Origin of the sequence: Polaribacter septentrionalilitoris, assembly GCF_009832745.1 — a bacterium.
In the GTDB taxonomy this organism is placed as follows: Bacteria; Bacteroidota; Bacteroidia; order Flavobacteriales; family Flavobacteriaceae; genus Polaribacter; species Polaribacter septentrionalilitoris.
On sequence record NZ_VRMJ01000028.1, the window covers coordinates 121184 to 135290 of the forward strand.

Annotated in this window: 13 protein-coding genes; 4 read left to right on the forward strand and 9 right to left on the reverse strand. The window is 29.9% G+C overall.

The window, feature by feature from the left end:
• The first annotated feature begins 8 nt into the window (after positions 1-8).
• Positions 9-485 (forward strand): hypothetical protein, encoded by a 477-nt coding sequence (locus FP421_RS06490; RefSeq protein ID WP_159948806.1) that lies wholly within the window; start codon positions 9-11, stop codon positions 483-485.
• Positions 486-488: 3 nt separating this feature from the next.
• Here the strand turns inward: FP421_RS06490 and FP421_RS06495 are convergent, their stop codons facing one another.
• Positions 489-2132, reverse strand: coding sequence for a mechanosensitive ion channel family protein (locus FP421_RS06495; protein WP_159948807.1), 1644 nt, complete (start codon positions 2130-2132; stop codon positions 489-491).
• A 262-nt stretch (positions 2133-2394) separates the two neighbouring features.
• Here FP421_RS06495 and FP421_RS06500 point away from each other — a divergent pair, with 262 nt between their 5' ends.
• Positions 2395-2874 (forward strand): hypothetical protein, encoded by a 480-nt coding sequence (locus FP421_RS06500; RefSeq protein WP_159948808.1) that lies wholly within the window; start codon positions 2395-2397, stop codon positions 2872-2874.
• A 63-nt stretch (positions 2875-2937) separates the two neighbouring features.
• Here FP421_RS06500 and FP421_RS06505 read toward each other — a convergent pair whose 3' ends face one another.
• From FP421_RS06505 to FP421_RS06515, 3 genes are all read right to left on the reverse strand, one after another.
• Entirely contained in the window at positions 2938-3453 is a 516-nt protein-coding gene (locus tag FP421_RS06505; protein WP_159948809.1) for a gamma carbonic anhydrase family protein, read from the reverse strand.
• A gap of 36 nt (positions 3454-3489) precedes the next feature.
• Positions 3490-4221, reverse strand: a complete 732-nt coding sequence (locus FP421_RS06510; protein WP_159948811.1) for a LytR/AlgR family response regulator transcription factor — start codon at positions 4219-4221, stop codon at positions 3490-3492.
• A gap of 219 nt (positions 4222-4440) precedes the next feature.
• Complete coding sequence (locus tag FP421_RS06515; RefSeq protein ID WP_236548061.1) at positions 4441-6645, reverse strand: tetratricopeptide repeat-containing sensor histidine kinase; 2205 nt, start codon at positions 6643-6645, stop codon at positions 4441-4443.
• 234 nt (positions 6646-6879) lie between these two features.
• Between FP421_RS06515 and FP421_RS06520 the strand changes: the two genes are divergently transcribed.
• Positions 6880-8010 carry a vWA domain-containing protein gene (locus FP421_RS06520; RefSeq protein ID WP_159948813.1) on the forward strand — a complete coding sequence of 377 codons (1131 nt, stop codon included), beginning with the start codon at positions 6880-6882 and terminating at the stop codon, positions 8008-8010.
• A 56-nt stretch (positions 8011-8066) separates the two neighbouring features.
• Here FP421_RS06520 and FP421_RS06525 read toward each other — a convergent pair whose 3' ends face one another.
• From FP421_RS06525 to FP421_RS06535, 3 genes are read right to left on the reverse strand one after another with little or no spacing between them, the layout of a single operon-like run.
• The gene (locus FP421_RS06525) at positions 8067-8489 is read right to left on the reverse strand and encodes a secondary thiamine-phosphate synthase enzyme YjbQ (protein WP_159948815.1); all 423 of its coding nucleotides are present in this window, start codon (positions 8487-8489) and stop codon (positions 8067-8069) included.
• Positions 8490-8525: 36 nt separating this feature from the next.
• Positions 8526-9479, reverse strand: coding sequence for a carbon-nitrogen hydrolase family protein (locus tag FP421_RS06530; RefSeq protein ID WP_159948817.1), 954 nt, complete (start codon positions 9477-9479; stop codon positions 8526-8528).
• A 51-nt stretch (positions 9480-9530) separates the two neighbouring features.
• Positions 9531-10322 carry a DUF2797 domain-containing protein gene (locus tag FP421_RS06535; RefSeq protein WP_201288805.1) on the reverse strand — a complete coding sequence of 264 codons (792 nt, stop codon included), beginning with the start codon at positions 10320-10322 and terminating at the stop codon, positions 9531-9533.
• An 80-nt stretch (positions 10323-10402) separates the two neighbouring features.
• Here FP421_RS06535 and FP421_RS06540 point away from each other — a divergent pair, with 80 nt between their 5' ends.
• Positions 10403-11911 (forward strand): GH3 auxin-responsive promoter family protein, encoded by a 1509-nt coding sequence (locus FP421_RS06540; protein WP_159948819.1) that lies wholly within the window; start codon positions 10403-10405, stop codon positions 11909-11911.
• A gap of 5 nt (positions 11912-11916) precedes the next feature.
• On the opposite strand, the gene FP421_RS06545 is transcribed toward FP421_RS06540, so the two are convergent.
• Positions 11917-12894: a polyprenyl synthetase family protein gene (locus FP421_RS06545; protein ID WP_159948821.1), complete on the reverse strand. Its 978-nt coding sequence runs from the start codon at positions 12892-12894 to the stop codon at positions 11917-11919.
• A gap of 92 nt (positions 12895-12986) precedes the next feature.
• Entirely contained in the window at positions 12987-14024 is a 1038-nt protein-coding gene (rlmN, locus tag FP421_RS06550) for a 23S rRNA (adenine(2503)-C(2))-methyltransferase RlmN (protein WP_159948823.1), read from the reverse strand.
• Between the last annotated feature and the right edge of the window lie 83 nt (positions 14025-14107).

Here is a 14107-nt window from a genome sequence, read left to right on the forward strand (position 1 = left end):
CTTTAAGAATGAATTATTTGATATCAAAAAGAAATCTTAAGACTCCAGATTCTATCAATTGCAACTATTTTATGGTTGATAAAAATGAAAATAGAATTGATGTTTTAATTGTTTCTTTTTCTGGAAACTATCCTAATGGTTCTTTAGGTAAAAATCATGCAAAATTTATAACTACAAACACAATTACTGGACTTATTAATTTTGATCCTGATGCTGTAATATTAGATTTTAGAGAATTAGAATACAATTGGGGGAACAATATTTTAGATGTTTTTGAATCCATTTCATTTCTAAAAGATTCTGAAAACTCAGAAAACGAACCAAACTTCCCTGTATTGTTGTTGGTTTCAAAAAAATCAAAAAACGGTATACTCTCTTTATTAAACTTAACAGATGCCAAAGAACTACCAAATTGGATTTCTGAAGACCTTAATATCGCTATAGAAAATGCCATTAAAAAAGGAAAGTATTGGTTAGATTATTAACCATTAAGCATCACCACTTTCAAATTTCTCTCCTTTAAATTCTTCTAAAACTTTAGCAATTGCTCCGTTAATACGTTCTTCATTAATATCGTACTTTGGCAACAATCCTTTCTTTTCAGGAAACTGTTCAATAGTAACTGTAGTTGATGGAAACGCAAAATCAACTCCTAATTCTGCTGCTAATTTTACAATAGCAATATGCAATCTATGTTTAGAAGATTGCTCAATACCCCAAGCCAAACTTTTAAAATAAACGTTTACCATAATCAAGAGTGCAGAATCACCAAAGCCAGTAAACTCAACATTAAAAGAGTCTGAACGCGTTTCTGGATGAGAGATTACAATTTCTCTTACCCCTTTTACAAAAGCTTCAATGAGTTCTGGAGGTGTATCATAACGCAATCCTAAATTGGTGTTGTAACGTCTAAACAATCGTAAACCTTTATTATTAATTACAATTTCAGATAATTTACTATTTGGTATTTGATACACAGAAGTATCTGCTGCTCTTACTCGAGTAGATCTAAAACCTACTTTCTCTACTGTACCCACAACTTCTCCTGCTTCAATCCAATCTTCAATATGAAAAGGCTTGTCAAGAAAAATCATAATTGTGCCTATCAAATTCTTGACAGTATCTTGAGAGGCTAATGCAAAAGCCAAACCTCCAATTGTTGCTCCTGCCAACATCGTAGTAGCATCAACTCCAAAAAGAATTAACAGTCTAAAAAGCCCAACAACAATTACAACTCCTGTAAAAAAACTGTTTAATATTGGTACCAATTGATCATCTAACCTACTATGTGTTCTTTCTGTGAACTCAGCATAAATGTGCATTACTACTTGTACTAATTTTAAGAATACATAAATCCAAAAAACAGTTTCTGCAATATTTAACACTAGAAAAACCCAAGTATTTACATCTAATCCAAATTGTAGAGAAGGAAAAATTTTATCTAAAAAAGCAACTACTAACAATAAACTTAGAGGATGTGCTAGTTTTTTCAACACTTTATCAACCTCGAGATTTGTATTTTTTGTGATTTGATGCTGAATTTTCTTCAAAATGAAAAAAGCAATTCTTTTTACCACTAAAAATAAAATATAGGATAAAAACACCAAAAGTAATAAGGCAACAAATTGCCACAATTCTACCCCTAATAATTTTTTATGTCCTGAAACGGGAATAATAGTTTGCAATTTTTGCACATACCAAGGAAAAACTTCTTTGTATAAATCTTCAATTTTAGTTACTGTTTCTGTTGAGTAATACCACTTCTCTCCTACTTTTTCTAGATAAATTTGAGGCATTCTCTGAGGAAATAATATGTATTTATAATATGATGAATATCCTATGGTATCTTTATAATTTGGATTATTAGGAATTTTGTTAAAATCTACAAACAACCCTTTTCCGTCTAAAACTTGCTTAATTTTAATAGCTTTCTGAATCGCTTTTTCTTCAGATAATCCTAAAATAGTTTTTCCTGCTTTTTTAGGCTCAAAAGAATCTGATTGCAAAAAATACAAATGTGTATAGACAGTAGCATTAGGACTGCTTAAATCTACACGAATACTATCTTGTTGTTTTGTTTGAGCAAAACCTAAATAAGAAACAAAAAAAAGTATCCAAAATATGTAACGCATAGCTATAAAGTTAAAGTCTTGTTAATGTATAATGCAAATTTAAACTATTTCTTTTTTGATGTGTCAAAGAAGTGTAATTAAAAATTACTATTAATAATTTTGGTTGATTAGTTAATAAAAAGCTCGGTTTCCGTTATAGAAATCGAGTTTTTATTTACCTAACTATCAACAACTAAAGAACAAATAAATATAAAAACAAATTAAACCTTTTTAATTTTCTAAGGTCTTAAAAATGAAAATAACAAATAATAACTTTATAATTATGAAAAATTTAGCAACAATTTTAGTTTTTGTATTTGCAGTAACATTTACCACGCAAGCACAAAAAAACAGAAAACAAAAAAGACCAAATTTAACTACTGAACAACATACCAATTTGGCAATTAAAAAAATGACTCTAGCTTTTGATTTGTCTGAAAAACAGCAAAAACAAATCAAACCAATTTTAATGGCACAAATCACTGAGAGAAAGGCAGCAATGGAAAAAAGAAAAGAGGCAAGAAAAAACAAACAAAAACCAACTGCTGACGAAATTTATACTATGCAAAACAAGCAGTTAGATAATCGAATTATGATAAAAAATAAAATGAAAGACATTTTAAACAAAGAACAATTCGAGAAGTTTGAAAAAATGCAGAAAAGAAGAAAGATGATGGCAATGAAAAAAATGAAGCAGAGAAAAGAAATGATGTCGAAAAAGAGAAAAATGAAAAAAAGAAGAAAAATGAAAGACGGAAAATAAATTAGTTTTGGTTGATTAATTTTAAAGAAAACCCGATTTCTTAATTGAAATCGGGTTTTCTATTTATTCTTTAAACCAACTAGAATATTTTATATAATTATTGGCTATTCTATCAATTTCTCCAGAAATCAATTCTTCTGATATATCTTTTACTTTTTTAGCGGGTACACCTGCATAAATACTACCTGCTTCTATTCTGGTGTTTTTAGTAACTACTGCTCCTGCAGCAATAATAGAATTCGATGCTACAACACAATCATCCATTATAATAGACCCCATACCCACCAAAACATTGTCATGAATTGTACAACCATGCACAATAGCATTATGCCCAATAGAAACATTATTACCAATTGTTGTTGGTGATTTTTGATACGTAGCATGAATTACAGCACCATCTTGAATATTAACTTTATTACCAATTTTGATAAAATGTACGTCTCCACGAAGTACAGCATTAAACCAAATACTACATTCTTTACCAAGAGAAACTTCACCTACAATAGTGGCGTTTTCTGCAATATAACAATCTTCTGGAATTTGAGGATGTTTACCTTTTACGGGTTTTATAATGGGCATATTTTTAATTCTTTAGTTTGTAAAACTAAAGAAAAATCACTTAAAGTAAGACAATAAATTACTCTTTTGAGATGCAGAAACTAAAATTTCTTTTCCATTTGAAACAACAACACTACCTCCTTTACCTTTTTTGTATTTTATAATAGCATTTACATTTACCAAATACGATTTATGAATTCTAGCAAAAGTATATTCGCTTAAAGCTTGCTCAAAATACTTTAAGGTTTTACTAACTAATTTTTTAGAATTTGCTAGATGAATTTCTGTATAATTATCGTCAGCTTTACAAAAAACAATATCATTAATGTCTATAACTTCAAATCCGTCTTGTTGTGGAATGGTAATTTTAGCTTCTGCTTTATTTGTTTTTGGCGTTAGAATTTGATGCTGTAATTCGTTTTCTTTTTCTTTAATTTCAGTCACAATATTTACTGCTTTTATCAGCTCATCAATAGAAATTGGTTTTAACAAATAATAACTTGCATGGTTGTTCAAAGCCTCAATTGCATAATGATCGTAAGCGGTTACAAAAACAGTTTCAAACGATCTATCTTCAACTTTTTCTAATAAATCAAAAGCATTTCCAAAAGGCATTTCTACATCTAAAAACACCAAATCCAGTTCATGCTTTTGAATAAGCTGATACGCTTCATCAATATTTTCTGCTTCACCTAATATGGTAACATTTGGACAATATTTACCAATATAATTGCGTAAAATATCTCTACTAATTTGTTCGTCTTCTACTAATATTGCTTTTAATTTCATCGTATTTTTTTTAGTATTCAGAAGCTATTTCCTGCTTTTCGCACTCGCTTTTTTTAGTTTGTTCTCGATACAATTTTTCTTCCTTTGTCAGAAAAACCACTCGAACTGACACTAAAAAAGAGCTCAAACAATTGCTTCAATCAGGGCTAAACTTGTTTGCTAACGTTGTATAACCCTTAAAATAATATCAGCATATTTATTATGAATTACTAAACCTGATTATTTTTTCTTTAGTAACAATTCAACTTTTGTGCCTTCTCCATTTTCAAACAAATCAAAAACACTAACCGAAATTCTTTCTTTGTACATGTCATTTAAAATAGCAATCCTATTTTTTATGGTACTCATTCCCTTTGATTTCTGTTTTAATTGATTCTTTGTTTTGAGTTCTTCTGATTTTTTTCGTCCAATTCCATCGTCAATAATTGAAATAACCACTGATTCTTTATCTTTTTTATGAATCAAAATTTCTAATTTTCCTTTCTCTTTTTTATATCTCAAACCATGCCAAATTGCATTTTCTATGTAAGGTTGCAACAACATTGGCGGAATAGAAAAGTCTTCTAAATTAATAGTTTCATCAATATCTATTTGATACTCAAACTTCTCTTTAAAACGATTATGTTCTAATTTTACATACAATTCTAATAGTTCAATTTCTTTGTGTAAAGGAATAAAATCTTCATCTGAATTCTCTAATACAGAACGCATTAAAATTGAAAACTCAGACAAATATCTATTAGCATTACGTTCATCATTTACAGCAATAAAACTGTTTACAGAATTTAACGCATTGAATATAAAATGCGGATTCATCTGAGATCGCATCGATTTTAAGGCCAATAAATTGTTGGTCAATTTTTGTTGTTTTATGTTTCGAAACATAAAATAAGCCAACAAACACATCAGCAAAAAACCACCAAATAAAGAGTAAATAATAATGCGTTGTCTTTGATTACTTTCTTCAGATAATTTTTGATCTATGTAGGCCAAATTCATTCTACTTTCTGCCAATTCTTTATCTTTTTCTAAACTTGCAATTCTGTTTTGATTGTCTGAAATTTTTTTTGAAAAACGTTTTACTTGCTGAATTTCTTGTTCTTTTTGAATATAAGATTCGTCTACCAATTTCACATAATCCTCATAACTTTTTAAGGCTTTATCATACTCTCCAACAGTGGCATAAACCTCTGATAATTTTCGAGTTGCATCTTTTTCTACTATAATATCTTTCTTTTTATCAGCGTCTTGAATACTTTGTTGTAAAAACGGAATTGCTTCTTTGTAATCTTCTTTTAAAATATAGGCATTACCAATTTTATAGTTGATTTTTTGTGATGTAATTGAATCATTAACCCTAGACTTTTTAGAAGATAATTTATTTTGTTTTGTTTTTAATAAACTTTCTTTTCTTAGTTTGATTTCGTCATCAAACCGTCTATTAGAATTATAAAAATCAGCTACTTTTTCTTCTTCTTTTAGAGCACGATTTACATTTTCTTTCGCAGCCAGATTTAATGAATTTTGAAACCTCGAATTTGCTTGTTGTATATTTCCTTCTGCAGCAAATACATCTGCCAATTTCGAATTTAAATCAGTTATTTTTGGAGTGACTGAGTTTTTCTTTGCCAAATCTAATGCTTCATTAAAATAGGTTTTGGCACTATTATATTTTTTTAACACAAAATGAACATCACCTAAACCTTCTAAAACTGTAATTTTCTCATAATTACTTAAGTTTTCTTTTAGTAATTCAGAAAAAGTAGTTTCGCTTGCTGAATAATCTCTTAATAAAAATTGTGCTTTTGCTAAGGCAATTTTCGTTGATAAAGAAGTTTTAATTTGCAGCGATAATTTATAATTATTTACCGCTAAATCATATTGTTTCCAATACAAATACACATCAGCTAAAACCTTATATGAAGCTGAATTTCGCTGACGAGAGTTTTTCTTTTCTAAAGATTTTTCTACAAAAGACAAACTCTTATCAATATCAATTTTCTTATAAAACTTAGCAGAATCTAAATACTTATGATAAAAATCTGATTCTTTTGAAAGTTTTTTTCTACTTGATTGATTGCTTTTGTATGGTTTAGTTTTAGGATAAAAATCTTCAACCAAAACACGAATTTCTTCATCAGATTTAATTGTGTAATACACTGTATCAAAATCTGGATGTGTTACTCTAATCTCATCGCCAACTTTGGCTTTAATAATATAATTACTAGATATTGGCGAGTAATTGTAGTAGCTACCTCCCGCAAAAATATCAGCATTTTTTATTGGGTTCCCTGTGCTTTTATCTTCAACTACTACTTTTACCTCAAAAGTTTTTGTAGGTACAGCTATAGAATTCTCTTGGGCTGAAATTCCAAGAATAAAGAAAAAAAGGAAATATGTTAGGCTGTTTTTTAAAGTCATCATTAAAATAATACTGTAAACATACACACAAAAAAGTTTCCAAAAAAACAGAGTTTCTCATAATCAGCCTGATATCTTAAAAAAAGTATGCGATAACTAATTCATGTTCTTGTTCACTCATCCAAAAGTAACGTTCACTCATTCTAAGTTTATTTTGTAAAAAGTTGGCATTAATATTGAATCAACTTTAACAACCAAACTATTTATCATCTGTAACACCTAAAAAACAATCTTATTATGAAAACATTGGTATTAAAAGTTATCGCAATTCTCTTTATAAGTAGTACTGTTTATGGCACTACTTTAGAAAAGAACACAAAAAAATCTTCCAAAAAACAAACTATTAAAGTGGCTTTGTTATTAGACACAAGCAATAGTATGGACGGATTAATCAATCAAGCAAAAGCACAACTTTGGGAGATTATAAACGAACTTTCTTATGCAAAATACGGTATTCAAAAACCAAATTTAGAAATTGCACTATATGAATATGGTAATTCAAGTTTACCTAGTCAAGAGGGTTTTATAAGACAAGTTTTACAATTTAGTAACGATTTGGATGAAATCTCAGAAAAACTATTTTCATTAAAAACCAGTGGTGGAAGTGAATTTTGCGGACAAGTAATTCAAACTTCATTAAAAGAATTGTCTTGGGGAAAAAACAAAAATGATTTGCGTCTTATTTTTATTGCTGGAAATGAACCTTTTACACAGGGAAAAATCAATTATAAAGAAGCCATCAGTGAAGCCAAAGAAAAAGATATTTTGATTAACACTATTTTCTGTGGAAACTACAACAACGGAATTTCAGGTAAATGGAAAGATGGTGCAGATTTAGGTGGTGGAGATTATATGACCATTAATCACAATAAAAAAATAGTACATATTGTAACTCCTTATGATGATGAGATTATCATCTTAAATAGAAGATTGAACAAAACTTACATCTATTATGGAAACAAAGGGTTTTCTAAATATTCAAATCAGAAAATACAAGATGCAAATGCATTTTCAATAAATGAAGGAATTGAAGTAAAGCGTGCTATTTCTAAAAGTTCTAGATTGTATGAAAATTCTTCTTGGGATTTGGTTGATGCTGATAAAAAGCAAAAAGTAGATTACAAAAAAATTGAAAAGAAAAAATTACCAAAAGAACTCCAAAATAAAACGGAGGCTGAAATTAAAGCATACGTAAAAGTGAAAGCAAAAGAACGTGCTGAAATTCAGAAAAAAATTAAAGAATTAGATAAAAAAAGAAGAAGTTATATTGCCAAAAAGCAAAAAGAAGGGAATAAAAAAGACCAGCTAGATAATGTGATGGTGAAAGCCATTAAACGTCAAGCAAAGTTAAAAAACTACACTTGGTAGATTGATTAATAAAAGCCTACAGACATTAGTTTTGTGGGCTTTTTTTATAAAAATTTTTAAACTCCAAAAGCAGTTAACACTAATTTTCTTCCTCCTCCATAATTTCTGTGTTCACACAGATAAATACCTTGCCAAGTACCTATATTTAATCTTCCATTGGTAATAGGAATCTCAACTGAACTCCCTAATAAAGATGCTTTTAAATGCGCTGGCATGTCATCAGAACCTTCATATGTATGAATATAATATGGCGCATTTTCGGGAATCATTGTATTAAAATGACTTTCAAAATCTACACGCACACTTGGGTCTGCGTCTTCATTAATGGTTAAACTTGCTGATGTATGTTTGATAAATACCTTTAAAAATCCTTTTTCTATTTTTTTGATTTCAGGAATTGCTTGAATCACAATTTCTGTGATAGAATGAAATCCTCTTTGGTAAGGTTGTAATTGTATTTCTTTTTGTTCAAAAACCATAGTACTGATTAATTGTTTATCATTTGTAGTTAAAATCTATTCATCAAATGAAACTGTACTTTGTCGTTCTCTATTTATATGCAATTTGGTTACATCTGGTCTTGAATAATGTCCAACTACATCAAAATTTTGACGTTCTTCTAAAACACGATTAAAATCTATGGTTTCAATAAGTAATCCTTCTTTATTAATAACAGGCTCAATAATCCACTCTCCATCAGGACCAGCAATACATGAGCCTCCATTTGCTAAAACATCTGGAGCCTTATTTATAATTTTATCATAATGAGGGATGTCTTTTGGGAAATCCGATTTATTCATTAATGCAGAAACTGAAATCACATAAGAACGAGATTCTCTTGCGATAAAGCGTGTAATATCTTTGGTATTATGATCAGAACCTGGCCAAACTGCAATATGTAAATTTTCTCCTAAACCATATAAAGCCGTTCTTGGTAAAGGCATCCAATTTTCCCAACAATTTAAACCTCCAACAATAAATTCTTTTAGTGGATGAACTTGCAAGCCATTTCCATCTCCAGGAGCCCAAGTTAAACGTTCATCATAAGTAGGTTGCAATTTTCGATGTACAGATTTTATTTCTCCATCTTGATTGATGTACACCAAACTCGCATAAATACTATGTCCGCCTCTATTTTGAGCACGTTCCATAATTCCTAAATAAATAGCAATATTGTATTCTTTTGCCAATTTACAAATAGAGTCTAATTCACCTTTTTCAATCGTAATAGCATTTCGAACATAATGTGCATGAATTTCTTTATTGGTTTTTGTATTCCATTTTGCGCCATCAGTTAACGCTAACCAAAAAGGATAACCTGGTAATAATGCTTCACCAAAAACAATCAATTCACAATTTTCTTTTGTAGCATCTAAAATTGATTTCTCTATTTTTTTGATGGTTTTTTCTTTGTTTAACCAAACTGGAGATATTTGTGCTAGTGCTACTTTTAATAAATTGTTATTCATTTCTAAGGATTTTAAATTATGAAATCGTTATTGTATAATTCAATTAACAGGTTAGACTTCAATAGCAACAACCAAACCTTCATTTGCTCTTACATTAAAGACTGTTTCATCTTCAAAAATAAAATACTGTCCTTTGATGCCTACTAATTTACCTGTATAGGTTGGTGTTTTTCCTAAGTTTAAGCTTTTAGGTTTTTCAGGATATTTTGTTACAGGGAAATTTAAATTGGTTTCAGAATTGTTTTCAATAAAATATTTCTTGGCTTCATCAGGAATGTATTGTTTCAACTTCTCTCTCCATTCAACCAAATTTTCATCTTCAATATCATTCTTTAGCATTTTACGCCAATTGGTTTTATCGGCAACATGTTCTTTTAAAGCAACTTCTGTAATTCCTGCTAAATAACGGTTTGGAACCTCTACTATTTCTATTGCTTCATGAGCACCTTGATCTATCCAACGTGTTGGAACCTGCTGTTTTCTAGTTACCCCAACTTTTACATTGCTTGAATTTGCTAAATATACAATGTGAGGTTGTAATTGTACTTTTTTTTCATAAGCTAAATCACGATCTTCTTCGTCTAAATGAGCTTTACTTAATTCGGGCCTCATGATCCAATCTGCAGCCTGAGGAATATCAAAAAAACATGATTTACAAAACCCTTGTCTATAAATTGGTTTATCTAAATGACAATTTAAACATTCATATTTTACAAAAGAAATGGTAAACTCTTTGTTTAACAACTGATTCATATTCAAAAAATCAGATCCCATGTCTAAGTAATACTGAATTTCCTCAGCATTTTCGGTCATCATTTTTTTTAAAACTCCTTGGTAGTTCATCTCACAAATTTTAGTATTTTTAGCAGGTGATTTTAAAAATGAAATTCTAAAATCGAACCAAACAAACTTACGAATTTTCTATGGCGTTTCAGATTATCAATTCTATTATTTCTTGGTTTTTAAAGAAACGTAAACATCAAATGGAACTGTTTATAAAATACCCTAATGATGTTCAGAAAGAATTACTTTTTAAACTCTTACATACAGCAAGAAACACTGAGTTTGGTAAAGAGAATGGCTTTTCATCCATAAAAACCTACAAAGAATTTACTAAGAAAGTAAAAATTCATAAATACGAAACTTTTGAGCCTTTGATAGAAAGATGTAGAAAAGGAGAGCAAAATATCTTTTGGCCTACTCATATCAAATGGTTTGCAAAAAGTAGCGGAACCACAAATGCAAAGAGTAAATTTATTCCTGTTTCTGATGAAGCTTTGGAGTATTGCCATATGAAAGCGGGGAAAGATATGCTGTGTTTGTACATTAACAACAACCCGCAAACCCAATTATTTAAAGGTAAAGGTTTAAAATTAGGGGGTAGTTCTGAAGTATATAAAGACAACAATTCTTACTTTGGTGATCTGTCTGCAATTATCACTGAGAATTTACCTTTTTGGGCCGATTTTAGTTCTGCTCCAAGTCAAGAAGTGGCATTAATGAGCGAATGGGAAACTAAAATGGAAGCCATTATTGATGAAACTATCAACGAAGATATCACCAGTTTAGTTGGTGTACCAAGTTGGATGCTGGTGTTATTGCATCGTATTTTAGAACGAACAGGGAAGAACAATATTTTAGAAGTTTGGCCAAATTTAGAAGTGTATTTTCATGGAGGTGTTAACTTCAATCCTTACAGAGAACAATACAAAAAAATCATTCCGAAAGCAGATTTTAAATATTACGAAACCTATAATGCTTCAGAAGGATTTTTTGCCATTCAAGATAGAAATGGTTCTAAAGAATTGTTATTGATGTTAGATTATGGAATTTTCTATGAGTTTATTCCAATGTCTGAATATAAGGGTGAAAACTCTAATGCAATTCCGATTTCTGAAGTCAAAAAAGACATTGACTATGCTTTAATTATCACCACAAATGGTGGTTTGTGGCGTTATATGATTGGAGATACCATTAGGTTTACTTCGTTAAATCCTTATCGAATAAAAATTACTGGAAGAACTCGACATTATATTAATGTATTTGGAGAAGAATTAAATATTGAAAATGTTGAAGATGCCCTAAAGTTAACTTGCGAAAAAACAGAGGCTATCATTAAAGAATATACTGTAGGGCCAATTTTTATGGAAGGAAAAGATAATGGTGGTCACGAATGGATTATAGAGTTTGTAAAAGCACCTGATAGTATTGCTTATTTTACTGAGATTTTAGACAATGCTTTAAAAGCCATCAATTCTGATTACGAAGCCAAACGTTATAAAAACATGACGTTAGCATTACCAAAAATTCATATTGCTAAAGAAGGACTTTTCTACAATTGGCTAAAGAAAAAAAAGAAGTTAGGCGGACAACACAAAGTTCCAAGGTTATCAAACAAGAGAGATTTTTTAGAGGAACTTTTAGAATTATAAAAAAACTAGATTTTACGTTCTACAACATAATCTATCATAGTTAATAAAGAGTTTTTGTATTCTGACTCTGGATAGTTTTCTAAAAGGGCTAAAGCCTTGTTTTTGTAATCATTCATTTTAGAAATGGTGTATTCAATACCTCCATTTTCTTTAACAAAAGCAATTACTTCTTTCACTCTTTTTTTGTCTTTATTGTATTTTTTAATAGAGTTAATCAACCAAGCTTTCTCTTTTTTAGAACAAGTATTCAACGTATGAATTAACGGTAATGTCATTTTTTGTTCTTTGATATCTATTCCTGTAGGTTTTCCTATTTTTTCATCAGAATAATCAAACAAATCATCTTTTATTTGAAAAGCGATACCAATATACTCACCAAACTTTCGCATTTGTTGAACAGTATCGTTATTTGCCCCAACCGAAGCTGCTCCAATTCCACAACAAGCAGCAATCAAGGTAGCCGTTTTCTGACGAATTATATCAAAATAAACCTCTTCTGTAATATCTAGTTTTCTTGCTTTTTCTATTTGAAGCAACTCCCCTTCACTCATTTCACGAACTGCTATTGATATCAATTTTAAGAGATCAAAATCCTCATTATCTATAGATAACAAAAGTCCCTTAGACAACATAAAATCGCCTACTAAAACTGCAATTTTGTTTTTCCAAAGTGCATTGATGGAGAAAAAACCTCTTCTTCTATTAGAATCATCAACAACATCATCATGAACTAAAGTGGCAGTATGAATGAGTTCTACTACAGAAGCTCCTCTATAAGTTCTTTCATCAAAACCTCCACTTGACACCATTTTTGCTACCAAAAAAACAAACATTGGTCGCATTTGTTTTCCTTTTCTACGAACAATATAGTAGGTAATTCTATTTAACAGTGGAACTTTTGACAACATAGAATCCTTGAATTTCTTTTCAAAGAGTTCCATTTCATTTTTAATAGGAAGTTTTATAAGTTCTACTGGCTTCATTAAAGCTGATTAGTTATCAGAATACTTTGCAAAAATACGTATTATTACTAAGGTTTTAAGAGTTCTTGATTGTTTAGAAAACTAAATATATGTTAAGATTTGTTGGCTAATTGCCCACAAGCTGCATCTATATCTTTACCTCTACTTCTTCTAACGTTTACTGTAATATCATGCATTTCTAAATTGGAAATATAGTTGTTAATTGCTGAATTACTTGCCTGTTGAAATTGACCATCATCAATAGGGTTATACTCAATTAAATTGACTTTACAAGGCACATATTTACAGAAATCAACTAGTGCTTTAATGTCTTCTTTTCTATCATTAATTCCATTCCAAACAACATATTCATAGGTAATTGCTCGTTTTGTTTTTTCGTACCAATACTCTAAAGATTCTCGTAAATCTTTTAACGGAAAGTTGCTGTTAAATGGCATTATTGATGTTCTAACTTCATCAATAGCAGAATGTAAAGAAACTGCTAAATTAAATTTTACTTCTTCATCAGCCATTTTTCTAATCATTTTAGGTACACCAGAAGTAGAAACTGTAATTCTTTTAGAAGACATTCCCAAACCCTCTGGAGAAGTAATCATTTCTATGGATTTTAACACATTCTTATAGTTCATTAAAGGCTCTCCCATTCCCATAAAAACAATGTTTGTTAGTTTATGGTTATGATACAATCTACTTTGTTTGTCTATAACAACAACTTGATCATAAATTTCATCAGGGTTTAGATTACGCATTCTTTTTAAACGTGCAGTTGCACAAAACTTGCAATCTAAACTACATCCCACTTGACTAGAAACACATGCTGTAGTTCTTTTATCTGTAGGAATTAAAACAGACTCAACCACCAAACCATCGTGTAATTTAATTCCGTTTTTTATAGTTCCGTCTGCACTTTTTTGCATCGAATCTACTTTTATGTGGTTGATGACAAAGTTTTCTTCTAACATTTCTCTAGTTTGTTTAGAAATGTTTGTCATGTCTTCAAAAGTGTGTAAAGACTTGTTCCAAAGCCACTCATAAACTTGATTTCCACGAAAAGCTTTATCGCCATTTTCTACAAAAAAATCGCGCAATTGCTCTTTGGTTAATGCTCTGATGTCTTTCTTTTTATTCAAGATGCTTTGTTAAAATTAAAAATGCAAAAATACACATATATTTTAAGGTAATACTTTTGTTTTAGGGCAAGCTTTCATTAACT